This is a genomic window from Roseospira visakhapatnamensis (assembly GCF_014197915.1).
GTDB lineage: Bacteria > Pseudomonadota > Alphaproteobacteria > Rhodospirillales > Rhodospirillaceae > Rhodospira > Rhodospira visakhapatnamensis.
Map to the genome: position 1 here is coordinate 79,210 of NZ_JACIGK010000003.1, position 14,287 is coordinate 93,496.

The 14,287-nt window shown below is 69.1% G+C and carries 13 protein-coding genes and 1 tRNA gene; 3 read left to right on the forward strand and 11 right to left on the reverse strand.

Translation table 11 applies throughout. The features are described 5' to 3' along the window. Positions 1-107 precede the first annotated feature (107 nt). Complete coding sequence (gene rpoD / locus GGD89_RS02940) at positions 108-2,192, forward strand: RNA polymerase sigma factor RpoD (protein ID WP_184042610.1); 2,085 nt, start codon at positions 108-110, stop codon at positions 2,190-2,192. 378 nt (positions 2,193-2,570) lie between these two features. Next, on the forward strand, positions 2,571-4,640 hold the full coding sequence (locus tag GGD89_RS02945; RefSeq protein WP_184042611.1) for a methyl-accepting chemotaxis protein: 2,070 nt from the start codon (positions 2,571-2,573) through the stop codon (positions 4,638-4,640). Between the two features lie 236 nt (positions 4,641-4,876). Here the strand turns inward: GGD89_RS02945 and GGD89_RS02950 are convergent, their stop codons facing one another. From GGD89_RS02950 to GGD89_RS03000, 11 genes are all read right to left on the reverse strand, one after another. Next, positions 4,877-5,929 carry an energy transducer TonB gene (locus GGD89_RS02950; RefSeq protein WP_184042612.1) on the reverse strand — a complete coding sequence of 351 codons (1,053 nt, stop codon included), beginning with the start codon at positions 5,927-5,929 and terminating at the stop codon, positions 4,877-4,879. A 61-nt stretch (positions 5,930-5,990) separates the two neighbouring features. Continuing rightward, entirely contained in the window at positions 5,991-6,458 is a 468-nt protein-coding gene (locus tag GGD89_RS02955) for an ExbD/TolR family protein (protein ID WP_184042613.1), read from the reverse strand. 12 nt (positions 6,459-6,470) lie between these two features. Beyond that, entirely contained in the window at positions 6,471-7,451 is a 981-nt protein-coding gene (tolQ, locus tag GGD89_RS02960) for a protein TolQ (protein ID WP_343058520.1), read from the reverse strand. Positions 7,452-7,461: 10 nt separating this feature from the next. Beyond that, positions 7,462-7,962 (reverse strand): YbgC/FadM family acyl-CoA thioesterase, encoded by a 501-nt coding sequence (locus tag GGD89_RS02965; protein ID WP_343058521.1) that lies wholly within the window; start codon positions 7,960-7,962, stop codon positions 7,462-7,464. Continuing rightward, entirely contained in the window at positions 7,959-9,035 is a 1,077-nt protein-coding gene (gene ruvB, locus GGD89_RS02970) for a Holliday junction branch migration DNA helicase RuvB (protein ID WP_184042614.1), read from the reverse strand. The genes GGD89_RS02965 and ruvB overlap by 4 nt, the downstream gene beginning before the upstream one ends. A gap of 56 nt (positions 9,036-9,091) precedes the next feature. Then, on the reverse strand, positions 9,092-9,343 hold the full coding sequence (locus GGD89_RS02975) for a DUF2442 domain-containing protein (protein ID WP_343058522.1): 252 nt from the start codon (positions 9,341-9,343) through the stop codon (positions 9,092-9,094). Between the two features lie 13 nt (positions 9,344-9,356). Next, the gene (locus GGD89_RS02980; RefSeq protein WP_184042616.1) at positions 9,357-9,593 is read right to left on the reverse strand and encodes a DUF4160 domain-containing protein; all 237 of its coding nucleotides are present in this window, start codon (positions 9,591-9,593) and stop codon (positions 9,357-9,359) included. Between the two features lie 349 nt (positions 9,594-9,942). After that, on the reverse strand, positions 9,943-10,602 hold the full coding sequence (gene ruvA / locus GGD89_RS02985) for a Holliday junction branch migration protein RuvA (protein ID WP_184042617.1): 660 nt from the start codon (positions 10,600-10,602) through the stop codon (positions 9,943-9,945). Continuing rightward, a complete protein-coding gene (ruvC, locus tag GGD89_RS02990) occupies positions 10,599-11,108 on the reverse strand; it encodes a crossover junction endodeoxyribonuclease RuvC (RefSeq protein WP_184042618.1) in 510 nt (169 codons plus the stop codon). Before ruvC ends, ruvA begins: the two co-directional genes overlap by 4 nt. Before the next feature lie 215 nt (positions 11,109-11,323). Further along, positions 11,324-12,085 carry a YebC/PmpR family DNA-binding transcriptional regulator gene (locus GGD89_RS02995; protein WP_184042619.1) on the reverse strand — a complete coding sequence of 254 codons (762 nt, stop codon included), beginning with the start codon at positions 12,083-12,085 and terminating at the stop codon, positions 11,324-11,326. A gap of 336 nt (positions 12,086-12,421) precedes the next feature. Beyond that, positions 12,422-12,495: transfer RNA gene (locus GGD89_RS03000), tRNA-Gln, on the reverse strand. Positions 12,496-12,882: 387 nt separating this feature from the next. Here GGD89_RS03000 and trmFO point away from each other — a divergent pair. Further along, positions 12,883-14,265, forward strand: coding sequence for a methylenetetrahydrofolate--tRNA-(uracil(54)-C(5))-methyltransferase (FADH(2)-oxidizing) TrmFO (gene trmFO, locus GGD89_RS03005; protein WP_184042620.1), 1,383 nt, complete (start codon positions 12,883-12,885; stop codon positions 14,263-14,265). The last annotated feature ends 22 nt before the right edge of the window (positions 14,266-14,287 follow it).

The window sequence follows — 14,287 nt, forward strand, 5'->3', positions numbered from 1 at the left end:
GTGGATGACGGGATGAACGGAGCCGGCGGTCTGATGGGGCGGACCGTCGACCAGCCTCCCGGTGATAAGGCCGGGGTCGGCCGATTGGCAAGTGGAGCAAAGGGCGCATGGCGAGCAAGGCGGCGAACACGGCGGAATCGCGGGACACTCAGGACGAGAGCGGCGAGGGTCCCCTGCTGGATACCCTGAACGCCGCCGTCAAGCGCATGGTCCAGCGGGGCAAGGAGCGTGGGTACGTCACCTATGACGAACTGAACCAGGCGTTGCCGCCCGACGACGTGTCATCGGAACAGATCGAGGACACCATGGCGATGCTCTCCGAAATGGGGGTGAACGTCGTGGAATCCGAGGAAGCCGAAGCCGAGAACGCGGAAGCCAGCGCCGACGCCGTCGAGCCGGTCGCCACCGGCAACATCAACGAAGAGGAAATGGGCCGCACCGACGATCCCGTGCGCATGTACTTGCGCGAGATGGGGTCCGTCGAGCTGCTGTCGCGCGAGGGCGAGATCGCCATCGCCAAGCGCATCGAGGCCGGCCGGGACATGATGATCGGCGGCATCTGCGAAAGCCCGCTGACCATCCGCGCCCTGCTGCGGTGGCATGACGCGCTGGCCGACGGAAAGATGCTGTTGCGCGAGATCATCGACCTTGAGGCGACCTACGGCGGCAACGGTAGCGGCGAGTCCCGGGCGGCGGCCGGCGCGGGCGCGGTCCAGGGCGAGGGCGCGGCCAACGACGACGATCTGGCGGAGGCCGGGAAGGCCGACGGCGAGCCGTCGGACGATGACGCCACCGCCACGGGGACCGAGACCGGGAACGATGAGCCCGAGGCATCCGAAACCGGTGCCGCCGATGCGGCCCCGGACGCCGAGGGCGACGAGGGGGACGCCGATGGCGACGATGCCAACGGTGGCGAGGAAAGCTCCATCTCCCTGTCGGCGATGGAGGAGGAACTCAAGCCGCGCGTCATCGAGACCTTCGAGAAGATCGCCACCACCTACGCCAAGCTGAAGAAGGCCCAGGATCAGCGCCTTTCGGCCCTGCAGAAGGGCGATCCGGTGTCGACCGCCACCGAGAAGCGGTACGAGAAGCTGAAGCTGGAACTGATCGCGATGATGGAGGGCGTGCACCTCAACAACAATCGCATTGATCAGCTCGTGGAGCAGCTCAATGAGTTGAGCCGGCGCCTGAACTCCCTGGAAGGGCGGTTGATGCGCCTGTCGGAACGCGCCAAGGTCAAGCGCGACGACTACCTGGATGCCTACAAGGGCCGCGAACTGGATCCCACCTGGCTGGACGAGGTGCGCAACCGGCCGGGCAAGTCGTGGCGTGACTTCACCACCCGGTTCGAACGCGAGATCACCGATCTGCGGGGGGGGATCGCCGACGTCGCCGGCACCGCCGGCCTGCCGATCGCCGAGTTCAAGCGCATCGTCGCCACCGTGCAGAAGGGCGAGCGCGAGGCCTCCATGGCCAAGCGCGAGATGATCGAGGCCAACCTGCGGCTGGTGATCTCCATCGCCAAGAAGTACACCAATCGCGGTCTTCAGTTCCTGGACCTGATTCAGGAAGGCAACATCGGCCTGATGAAGGCGGTGGACAAATTCGAGTACCGGCGCGGCTACAAGTTCTCCACCTATGCCACCTGGTGGATCCGCCAGGCCATCACCCGCTCGATCGCCGATCAGGCGCGCACCATCCGCATTCCGGTGCACATGATCGAGACCATCAACAAGCTGGTGCGCACCAGCCGGCAGATGCTGCACGAGATCGGCCGCGAGCCGACCCCGGAGGAACTGGCCGAGAAGCTGCAGATGCCGCTGGAGAAGGTGCGCAAGGTCCTCAAGATCGCCAAGGAGCCGATCAGCCTCGAAACGCCCATCGGCGACGAGGAGGACAGCCACCTTGGCGACTTCATCGAGGACAAGAACGCGGTGCAGCCGCTGGACGCGGCCATCAACGCCAACCTGCGCGAGACCTGCACCCGCGTGCTGGCCAGCCTGACCCCGCGCGAGGAACGCGTGCTGCGCATGCGTTTCGGCATCGGCATGAACACCGACCACACCCTGGAAGAGGTGGGCCAGCAGTTCAGCGTGACCCGCGAGCGCATCCGCCAGATCGAGGCCAAGGCGTTGCGCAAGCTCAAACACCCGTCGCGCTCCCGCAAGCTGCGCAGCTTCCTGGACAGCTAATACCAGCGGCACCGGCCCGCTCCCCGCCTCGGGACTCGCCGGGGTGGGGGCGACGACGGCCGTTCTCAAGGACCGTGGGATCCGTCCCCGTCCGTGCCGGCCGGGACGGTGTCTCCTCACCCTCTGGTTCCCCATCTTCTGGCGCCGCCGCCTGGCCTTTGGGGTCGCGGATGCCAACGGGTCTTGATCCTGAGACCGGTTGATGCGGTCGGCTGGTCCGTGGGCTCGGATCCGGCTCGTCTTCGTGTGCTTTCGAAAGAAGTTTCCCTTTCCGGGTGTTTGGTTTCGGGCAACACTGCCTGCGTGGGGACGGCGAACGTCGGGACGACGCGCCCGCCACGAGGCCCTGCCTGAAACAATCAATGGTGTAGAAAACCCATGTCTCGCTTCTTCGCGTCCATGCGCATCGGACCGCGCCTCCTGCTTGCCCTCTCGCTGCCGCTCGCGGGGCTCATGATCTTCGCCGGTCTTTCGGTGTTCGACCGCGTGCAGGTGGCCTCCGACATGGGGCGCTTGAGCCAACTGGCGCATCTGGCCCCCACCGTCTCCCAGGTGGTGCACGAGTTGCAGCGCGAGCGCGGTGCCAGCGCCGGCTTTCTCGGCGATCCGGAGGGGCGTTTCCGGAGCACGCTGTTGGCGCAGAAGACGGACAGCGACACCGCGGTCGCAGACCTGACCGAGGCGCTGAGGGACGTCGACGACACTGCCCTTGATCCGGCGTTCCGGCGGGACTTGCACGAGTCCGTTCAGGGCCTGGACGGCCTGCAGGCCATGCGGCGGCGGGTCAACGGCCAGTCGGTCGGCGTCGACGACATGGCGGCGTTCTACACGGGGACCATCGCCCATCTTCTGGACATCATCGAACAGATGGCACTGCTGAGTCCGGACGCCGGGATCAGCCGTCGCATCACGGCCTACATCGCCTTCCTGCACGCCAAGGAGCGGGCCGGCATCGAGCGGGCGATGGGCGCCAACGGATTCAGTTCCGGGGCCTTCTCGCCGGTTGTCTATCGCCGGTTCCTGGATCTGATCGGTCAGCAGAAGGCGTACCTGGCGACGTTCCGTGGTCTCGCCACCGCCGAGGAAAGGGCGGCCCTGAGCACCGTGCTGGACGGCGAGGCGGCGCGGGCGGTGGACGGCATGCGCGACGTGGCCGCCACCAGCGTCACCGAGGGTGGTACACGGGACGTGACCGGCGCGCGGTGGTTCGACACCATCACCCGCAAGATCGATGGCTTGAAAGGGGTCGAGGACCTTCTGGCCGAAGATCTGTTGCATGCTATGGAAGTGACCGGACACGCGGCCTGGGTGGGGGTCTGGATCACCCTGAGCGTCGCCGTCGTCCTGATGGTGGTGACGGTCTTGGTGGTGATGAGCATCGCCGTGGGCATCACCCGGCCGGTGCGGGCCATGACGACGGCCATGGGGCGTCTGGCCACCAAGGACTATTCCACCGAGATTCCCGCCCAGGACCGCGAGGACGAAATCGGCGACATGGCCAAGGCCGTGGTCGTGTTCAAGGATCGCATGGTGCGGGTCGACGAACTGACCGCCTGGCAGACCGAGGAAACCCAGAAGCGTGAGGATCGGGCCCGGCGCATCGAGGACCTCAACGGCACCTTCGACCGGGGGGTTCGCGGCATTCTGGACTCTGTGACGGGCGCGACCACGCAGTTGCAGGCCACGGCCGAGAGCATGACGGCCATCGCCGACAGGACCAACAGTCAGGCCACCACCGTCGCCACCGCCGCCGAGGCGGCCTCGGTCAACGTGCAGACGGTGGCCTCGGCGGCCGAGGAACTGTCGGCGTCCATCGGCGAGATCGGCCGTCAGGTGCAGCAGGCCAACGACATCGCCCGCACGGCGGCCGACGAGGCCGCGCGCACCAACGAGGTGGTCTCCGGCCTGGCCGACGCGGCCGAGACGATCGGCCAGATCGTCAGCCTGATCACCGACATCGCCGACCAGACCAACCTTCTGGCGCTGAACGCCACCATCGAGGCGGCGCGCGCCGGCGACGCCGGCAAGGGCTTCGCCGTGGTGGCCAACGAGGTCAAGTCGCTGGCCACGCAGACCGCCAAGGCCACCGAGGAGATCGGCCAGCAGATCGGCGCCGTGCAGACCGAGACCCAGACCGCGGTGTCGGCCATCGAGTCCATCGCCACCATCATCGGCCGCATCAACGAGGTGACCTCGACCATCGCCTCGGCGGTGGAGCAGCAGAGCGCCGCGACCCAGGAGATCGCCCGCAACGTGCAGCAGGCCAGCACCGGCACCAACGAGGTCTCGCAGACCATCGTCGGCGTCACCGACGCCGCCCGCGAGGCCGGGGCGGCCGCCGACACCGTGCTTCAGGCCAGCGGTGGACTCGGCGAGCAATCCCAGCAGTTGAGCACCCTGGTCCGGCGGTTCCTGGAGGATGCGCGCGCCATCCGGTCCAGTCGATGACAGCCACCCCCACGGCCACGAACCGGTCCATCCGTCCTGCCCCCGTTCCGGACATCCAGGCGGGGTCGAGCGTCGGGACATCAAGGACGGTGTCGTCCGTCCCCGGTCCGGACCCAGGGACGGCGATGCGGATGCGGTCTTCTCGTCGGCCTTGACGCCGATCACTCGGCATCAAGGCCGACCGACCGTCGTCCCGCGGCGCCGATCGGGGCTGTCACGCCCGGCCGCCGCTGGTCCTACTGCGGCGTGAACGTGAACGTGAACTCGCTGAACTGCGTGTAGTACTGGCGGGGAATCGGCAACGGGCTGGACAGCAACACGGCGCGCCGGGCGGAATCGGCGAAGGCGGTGAAGAACGAATCCGCGCCATAGCGACCCGTCCCGCCCAGCAGGTTCACCGAGACGACGGTGCCGTCCGGCTGAACGCGGACGCTGATTTCCACCGACATGCTCATGACCTCGCGCCCGCCGGCGTTGAACTGCCAGTTCCGCCGCACATGGTCGGCGATCTGCTTCTTGAACGCGTCGAGCTGCGACATCGTCAGCCGGTCGGACAGACGTCCCCCGGTGTTCTCCGGGCGGGGCGGCGACGGTGTGCCGGTGCCGGCTTCGGCGGCCGGAGCACCATCTCCCAACAGGCTGTTGAGCATGGATTCCACCACCGCGTCCGGCGAGTCCGCGCGCGGCCCCGGTTGGCCCGAGGGTTGGGCGCGTTCGGCCGTGCGTGGCGGTGGATCCGGACGCGGCGGCGACGGCGGCTTGACCGAGGGGGGCGCGGGTGGCGCGACCTGGGTGATGGCCTCGGGCACGGCCTCCGGCGGAATGGCCGGGGGCTGCTGCGGCTCGGGTTCGGGCTCGGGTGCGGGCGCCGGTACCGGCTCGGGCTCCGGCGCCGGTTCGGGCTCCGGCGCCGGTTCGGGCTCCGGTGCCGGTTCGGGTTCTGGCGCTGGCTCGGGCTCCGGTGCCGGCTCGGGCTCCGGTGCCGGCTCGGGTTCTGGCACCGGTTCGGGTTCTGGCACCGGTTCGGGTTCTGGCACCGGTTCGGGTTCAGGTTCGGGTTCCGGGGCCGGTGGTGGCGGCGGTGCCGGTTCGGGCTCCGGTTCCGGCTCGGGGTCCGGGGGGTCGGGCACCGGCGGCACCGGGGTCTCTCGCCGCGAGGTGGTGTCCTCGGCGATCTCCACCAGGTCCACGATCAGCGGCTGGCGATCCGGCGGCTCCCTCAAAAGGTGTGGCAACCCCATCCAGGCGATCGCTAGGATCGCCAAGTGAAGGCCTCCGGATAGGATCATGCCACGCGTCATGACGGTCTCATCAATAGCGGTATCGGCGCGGGTCCGGGCGGTGACGGGGTCAGCGCGGCGCCTCTGCGGCGTCGGCGCCCCGCGATCCGCCGCCCGGTTGGGTGATCAGCGCCACGCGGCGGTATCCGCCCTCGTAAAGAGCCCCCATGGCCGCCATGACCCGCCCGTACGGCACGCCCTCGTCCCCCCGCACGTAGACACGCGCGTCGGGGTTGGTTCCGGTGATGGCGTCCATCTTCGCCGCCAGGGTGTCCAGCGACACGGCGGTCTGGTTGATGAACACGCCGCCGTCCCGCTGCACCGAGACCGTCAGGGCGGTGTTGTCCTGGTCCATGCTGGGACTGCTGGCCTTGGGCAACTCCACGTCCACGCCGGTGACCAGCAGGGGCGCGGTGACCATGAAGATCACCAGCAGCACCAGCATGACGTCGACCATGGGGGTGACGTTGATGTCGCTGATCGGCGACCGGCGATGACGACCGCCGGAGCCGCCGCGGGGGGGAAGGGTGGCGCCCATCGCGGTTCCTTCTCACACGTCTTGCGCGGGGCGGGTGCCCGGGTGGCCGACATGACCGCCGTCCTCGCCCCGGGGCGAGGCGCGGTCCTCGATCTGGCGCGACAGGATGGCGCCGAACTCGCCCGAGAAGGTCTCCAGGCGGCGGGCATAGCGATCGATGTCGTTGGACAGCTTGTTGTAGGCCACCACCGCCGGGATGGCGGCCACGAGGCCGATGGCGGTGGCGAACAGCGCCTCGGCGATCCCCGGGGCCACGGTGGCCAGGCTGGTGTCCTTGGACATGCCGATGGCGTGGAAGCTGTTCATGATGCCCCACACGGTGCCGAACAGGCCGACGAAGGGCGCCACCGAGCCCGTGGAGGCGAGGAAGCCCAGGCGGCGCTCCAGGTCGTCCAGTTCACGGCTCATGGTGATCTGCATGACGCGGTCGATGCGCTGCGACAGGCTGGCGCTCAGGCTGCCGCCGTTGCCGCTGCGTCCGGTGGCCCGGCGCCATTCGCGCATGGCGGCGATGAACACCTTGCTCATCGGATCGCGGGGGCCATGCCCCATGCGGTCGTACAGGTCGTCCAGCGACCCGCCGGACCAGAAGCGGTCCTCGAAGGTGTCGGCGCGCCGGAACAGGGACTTCAGCCGCCACAGCTTGTCGATGATGATGGCCCACGACCAGAACGAGGCCAGCACCAGCATCAGCATGACACCCTTGACCACCCAGTCGGCCTGCAGGAACAGGCTGACCGGATCAAGCTTGGCGGCCGGCACGGCCGCCCCCGCGCCCCCCGGGCGGTCGGCGTTCAGCAGGTCCAGCCCGCTCGTCCCGCCACCTCCGCCGGGCAGGCTCGGCAGGCCCTCGCGGCCCACGGGAAGGGCGGGCGCGGCGTCGGGCGGCGGCGGTTGCACCTGGACGGCGTCGGCCATGCCGGCGAGTCCCTGGCCCAACTCGCGGGTCAGGTCGCCGACGGCGCCGGCGAGGTCGAAGATCAGCGTTTCCATGGTCGGACCGTCACGTTCCGGTTGTGGTTTCGGGGTAGGGATGCGCCGCCAGGTGGGTCCGCAGCGCCGCCCTGAGCGCCGCCGGGACCCGGCCCGGCCGGCCCTGGTCGGTGACCATGGCCAGGCGCAGGCGCAGGGCGACCAGTAAAGTGTCGTCCCGCATCACGTTCTGGCTGACGCGCATGGTGGCGCCGCCGACCTCGATCATGCGGGTGTGCACCACCAGAAGATCATCCAGATGGGCCGGCCGATGAAAGGTCGCCTCGCACTGATGCACGGCGAAACCGACCCCGTCCTCGGCCTTCAGGTCGCAGTGGCGCAGGCCGAACAGACGCATCATCTCGGTGCGCGCCCGCTCGGCATAGCGCAGGTAGTCGGCATGATAGACGATACCCCCGGCGTCGGTGCACTCGTAATACACCCGCACGGGATAAAGATGGACGCCGCCGTGCATCGCGCCGGTGGACGGCACGGGAGCCATGGGCGGGTCGATGTCGTGGGGATCCCTCACGATAGGTCCTCTCCGGTTGTTCCCCCCAACAGGTCAGGCTGGTGGTCGTCCTTTCGTGGCGGCGTCAGGCCCAGGTGGCGCCAGCCGCTGGCGGTGACCAGGCGGCCGCGCGGCGTGCGCTGGATGAGCCCTTGCTGGATCAGGAACGGCTCGATGACGTCCTCCAGGGTGTCGCGCTCTTCCGACAGGGCGGCGGCGATGGTCTCCACGCCCACCGGGCCGCCGCCGTGGTGGGTGACGATGCAGTGTAGGTAGCGCCGGTCCATGGCGTCCAGGCCGCGCGCGTCCACCTCCAGCCGGCGCAGGGCGGCGTCGGTGGCCGCCCGATCGACGCGCGCATGCCCGGCCACGGCGGCGAAGTCCCGCACCCGGCGCAGCAGCCGCCCGGCCACCCGGGGGGTGCCGCGCGCGCGGCGGGCGATCTCGCCCGCGCCATCCGCCGTGAGTGGCATGCCCAGCTTGCCGGCGCCCCGGCGCACGATGGCCTCCAGGTCCTCGGGGTCGTAGAAGTTCAGGCGTACGGGAATACCGAAGCGGTCACGCAAGGGGGTGGTCAGAAGTCCCGAACGGGTGGTCGCCCCCACCAGGGTGAAGGGCTTCAGATCGATGCGCACGGAACGGGCGGCCGGACCCTCGCCGATGATCAGGTCGAGCTGGAAGTCCTCCATCGCCGGATACAAGACCTCCTCTATGGCGGGATTGAGGCGATGGATTTCGTCGATGAACAGGACGTCGCGGGCCTCCAGGTTGGTCAGGATGGCGGCCAGGTCGCCCGCCTTGGCGATCATCGGCCCCGAGGTGGCGCGGAAGCCGACCCCCAATTCGCGGGAGACGATCTGCGCCAGCGTCGTCTTGCCCAGCCCCGGCGGGCCGTGCAGCAACACGTGGTCCATGGCCTCGCCGCGGGCGCGGGCGGCCTGGACGAACACCCGCAGGTTCTCGCGCGCCAGCTTCTGACCGATGAAGTCGTCCAGGGTCTGAGGACGCAGGCCGGGGTCGGCGCCGTGATCCTCGGGCTGGGGATGGCCGGAGATCAGGCGGGGGGGAGTGGGGTCGGTGTCGCGTGTGCTCATAAGGCGGGGCCGCCTGTCGGGTCCGGCGGGCGAGAGGCCCAGCCCATCAGGGGTTTTTACCCCCGCGCGGGTTTGGTTTCCAGGCGTGGCTTCGGCGCGCGGGCACCGCGCAGGAGTCCTTCCGTGCTCAGGTCCTCGTCTATGTCCGGCCAGTGAATCCCGTATCCCGCGCCGGCCAGTTTCCACCGCGCCCGTTGTTCGGGCGTCGCGGCCGCGAGACGCGGATACCACGCCGGCGGCACGGCGATGGTCCGGCCGTCCATCAGATCCACGACCAGACGGGCGTTGTTGACCGTGACGGCTTTCACACGGACATCCGTGTCAGGTGCCAAAGAAGTCATCCCAGGCCTCCCGGAAGGCATCGCGATGCGCGTCAACCAGACGGCGAATGCGTTGCAAATCATGTGCCGCAAAACCAATGTCGCGCGCGACGGAAACAGCGGCCAGCCAGACCTTCGCCGTGGCCGGCCCCTTGTCCACATGCACAGGCGCCGGCTCGCCCGGCTCGTGGCTGTAGAAGTAAAACCTGAATCCATCGATCCGCAATAGGGTGGGCATGGTCGCGCCAGTCGACACAAGAATGCAGCCAGACGATCAAGTGGTCACCTCGTTGACGATCATCCGAGCACGATCTGCCTTGTATAGCAACCCGGCGGTGCCGGTGCTCAAGGGCGCGATCCGGAATGGGGGGCGCTCTTTACGGCCAGATTCTCGTTGCGGCGACGCAGTCAAGGGAGTCCCCCTTGACCGCGAACGTCGCCGCACAACACAGTGTGTCTCGTGCCCGTTCGATCCAGACAAAGGAATGCGGACGGCATCTTTTGTCTGGATCAGGGCACGAGGGACGACCTGCTCTCCCTCATGGGCCGACCTGATCCAGGGGGACAAGCCTTCTACGCTGATTGTTTCATTGCTGCCCCAACGCCTTGAGGGCCGCGCCCAACACGCGCTCGACAGTCGCCGCATCCCCCAGCGCGGCGGTGGCCTGGGCGGCGGCCTCCCAGGCGTCCAGGCGGCGATAGCCCAGGTTGACCAGGGCGGAGGTGGCATCCTCGACCAGGGCGGCGCGGGCATCGCCCGTGGTGGCGGCGGAGACCACCGGCGCCGGGCCGTCGGGCGGGGCGACGCCCGCCGGCCGGGGGCCTGGCACGGCGCCCAGGCTGGTGGCCTTGTCCTTCAACTCCGACAGGATCCGCGCCGCCAGTTTCGGTCCCACGCCGCTGGCGCGCTGGATGGCGGCCTTGTCCTGGGCGGCCAGCACGCCCCCCAGGCGGTCGGCCGGCACCACCGACAGGATGGCCAGCGCCACCTTCGCCCCCACCCCCTGCACGGTGCCCAGCAGGCGGAAGGCGTCGCGCTCCAGCGTCTCGGCGAAGCCGTACAGGTGGATGTGATCCTCGCGCACGTGGGTCTCGACCAACAGCCGGGCCTCGTCGGGCGCGCCGGGCGCGGGCAGGCGGCCGAGGGTGCGTGCCGAGCAGAACACCAGATAGCCCACGCCCTGGACATCGATCACCGCCCAGTCGTCGCCGACCGCGTCCACCCGGCCGCGCAAGGCCGCGATCATGGGGCGCCTCCCGCCAGGGCGGCGGCCACCACCCGGGCGCTGGCCCGCAGGTGGGCGTGACAGATGGCCACGGCCAGGGCATCGGCGGCATCGGCGCGGGCCGGATCGGCCCCCGGCAGCAGGGTTCGCACCATCAACTCGACCTGTGCCTTCTCGGCGTGACCGCGTCCGACCACCGCCTTCTTGATGGCGTTGGGGGTGTATTCGGTGACCGGCAGGCCCCGGCGCGCCGGGGCCAGCATGACCACGCCGCGCGCCTGACCCAGCTTCAGGGTGCTGTGCGGGTTGCGGTTGACGAAGGTTTCCTCCACGGCCGCCTCGTTGGGGCGCCAGCGCTCGAGGACCGCCATGACGCCGTCATGCAACTGCGCCAGCCGGGTGGCCAGGTCGGCCGTCTCGTCGCTGGTCACCACGCCGTCGGCCACGTGGGACAGGCGGTTGCCGGTGGCCTCCAGGACGCCCCAGCCGGTGACCCGAAGGCCGGGATCAAGCCCGAGGATGCGCATGCGTGTGTCGCCCGTTGTTGCCCGCAGGGTGCATTCGACGGATGCGCCGGCGGGCCGCCAGCGCACCACGCGTCCGCCCGGTCCCCCTCCCAACCTCCGCCATTCCATGGAGGCCGAGTCCGGCCCCGCGGGAGGCGGCCCGACCGCCCTCGCCGGGATGGGGAGAGTCGGGGAGGGGCGGGGAGCGGGATCATGCCTCCGATCGCGCCGCGTGGTCACGCGCTCAGGCGTTGCATCACGTCGTCGGCGATTTCGTAGTTGGCGGCGACGCGCTGCACATCGTCGTTGTCGTCCAGCACGTCCAGGAACTTCAGCAGCGTTCCGGCGGTGTCCTCGTCCACCGGGACGGTGTTCTGCGGCCGCCAGTCCAGGCGCGCGGCCTCCGGTTCACCCAGGGCGGCGGTCATGGCCTCGCGCACCCCGTTCAGGTCGTCCGGCTGGCAGTAGATGTCGTGGCCGCCCTCCTCGTCGTCCACGTCGCTGACCACGTCGTCGGCGCCGGCCTCGATGGCCGCGTCCAGCATGGCCTCGGCGTCTCCGGCGGCGGCCGGGTAGCGCAGGTAGCCGACGCGCGCGAAGTTGAAGGCCACCGAATTGGTCTCGCCCATGGACCCGCCGTGCTTGTTGAAGGCGGCGCGCACCTCGGCGGCGGTGCGGTTGCGGTTGTCCGACAGGCACTCGACGATCACCGCCACGTTGCCGGGGCCGTAGCCCTCGTAGCGCAGTTCCTCCAGGGCGTCGGCATCGGCGGTCGAGATGGCCTTGGCCATGGCCCGCTCGATATTGTCCTTGGGCATGGAGGCCTGCTTGGCGGCGCCGATGGCGGCGCGCAGGCGCGGGTTGGCGTCCGGGTCGGGGGAGCCGACCTTGCACGACACGGTGATCTCGCGGGCCAGTTTGGTGAACAGTCTGGCGCGTTTGGCATCCTGACCGCCCTTGCGGTACATGATATTCTTGAACTGGGAATGACCGGCCATGGGTGTCTCGGGCCTTTCGCACTATCCGGAGGGCGGGGGCGGCACGCGCGCCGGCGCCAGGGACCGCCCCGGACTGCTGGAGGGAAGAATGCATGAAGGGGGTTTCGGTCCCCCTTACACCAGATGTGGTCACCATACCAGAGGCCGGTGGGCGGATGCCAGCGGCCGACCGGTGGGTCGGTGAGGGGCGGACGCTTGATCGGCACCGGCGCGACGCCGTCGCGGACGCGACGGTCGCCAAACATGGCGGCGCGGCTCCACCGTGACCGGGCACCGCGTGCCGATGCCCCGGTCATCCACACCGCACCGCATTGATCGTCTTGGTAAAATCAGAGATGGCTGGGGCGCCAGGATTCGAACCTGGGATCACGGGACCAAAACCCGATGCCTTACCGCTTGGCTACGCCCCAATAGATCCCCGGACGGGGCCGGCAGGCGCCGTCGAGGGTGCCCGAAGGCCGGCCACTCTGCCGTGGTCACCGGCCGTCGTCAAGAATCCAAGTCTCGCCGGCGTTTATTCTCCTTAAGGTGATAAGTTCTAATGCTATATCCTTTAGAGTGTTTCATCGCGCACGACGGTGTCCGCTCCGTCGCGGCGCGGTCGACCCGGTTCCAACGAGCCATCCGCCGGTTGCCGTCCAACGATGCGGGGGTGTCGCCGAGGGTCAATAAGCACAGAAAAAATCTCATATTTTCATATGGATAACGTTCTTTCTCATGTCGTACATGAGCCTTTATGTCGTCAGGTGGCCGCGCGGTCGTGGACAATGGCGGCGGTTCGGCCTACATGCTCGACCATGACTCATCCCGATCCCGTCTCCCGCGTCCGTATCGTCGGCGGTGGCCTCGCCGGCAGCGAAGCCGCCTGGCAGTGCGCCCGCCACGGCCTGTCCGTGGACCTGGTGGAAATGCGTCCGCATCGGTCCAGCGAAGCCCATGTGACCGATGATCTGGCGGAACTGGTGTGCTCCAACTCCTTCCGGTCCGACGATGCCGAGGGCAACGCCGTGGGCCTGCTGCACGCCGAGATGCGACAGCTGGACTCGCTGATCCTGGCCTGCGCCGATGCCCATCGGGTGCCGGCGGGCGGAGCCCTGGCGGTGGACCGCGAGGCGTTCTCCCGGGCCGTTCAGGCACGTCTGGAGGCCCATCCTCGGATCACGGTGACGCGCGCCGAGATCACCTCACTGCCGGATGCCGCCGACGGCCCGGTGATCATCGCCACCGGCCCCCTGACCGCCGGGTCCCTGGCCGAGGCCATCCGCGCCGAGACAGGCGAGGCCCACCTGGCCTTCTTCGATGCCATCGCCCCCATCGTCCACCGCGACAGCATCGACATGGAGGTGGCGTGGTTTCAGTCCCGCTACGACAAGGGCGAGGGTGCCGACTACATCAACTGTCCGATGGATCGCGACCAGTACGAGGCGTTTCTCGACGCCCTGCTGGCCGCCGAGACGGTGGCCTTCAAGGACTGGGAGGGCACGCCCTATTTCGAGGGCTGCCTGCCCATCGAGGTGATGGCCGAACGTGGTCGGGAGACGCTGGCCCATGGCCCCATGAAGCCGGTGGGACTGACCAATCCGCGCCAGCCGGACCGCAAGCCCCACGCCATCGTGCAACTGCGCCAGGACAACGCCCTGGGCACGCTGTACAACATGGTCGGCTTCCAGACCAAGCTGCGGCACGGAGAGCAGGCGCGGATCTTCCGTATGATCCCCGGCCTGCACCGGGCCGACTTCGCTCGCCTGGGGGGTATTCACCGCAACACGTTCCTGAACAGCCCACGCCTGCTGGATTCCGTCCTGCGGCTGAAGAGCCGGCCCCACATCCGCTTCGCCGGACAGATGACCGGCTGCGAGGGCTATGTGGAAAGCGCCGCCGTGGGCCTGCTGGCCGGGCTGTTCGCCGGGGCCGAGGCGCTCGGCGCGGATCCCCTGGCGCCACCGGCCACGACCGCGCTGGGGGCGCTGCTGGCGCACATCACCACGCCGGCGCATGCCGATACCTTCCAGCCGATGAACGTCAATTTCGGGCTGTTCCCGGAGCTGCCGCCGGAGATGATCCGGGTGGGCAAGCGCAAGCTGCGGGGCCGCGAGCGCAAGGCCCAGTATGGCCGGCGCGCGGCGACCGACCTGACGGCGTGGATGGCGCGCTTGCCCCCGGCGCCGGTCGCGGCATGACCGCGCGCCGGGGCAGGGGGGG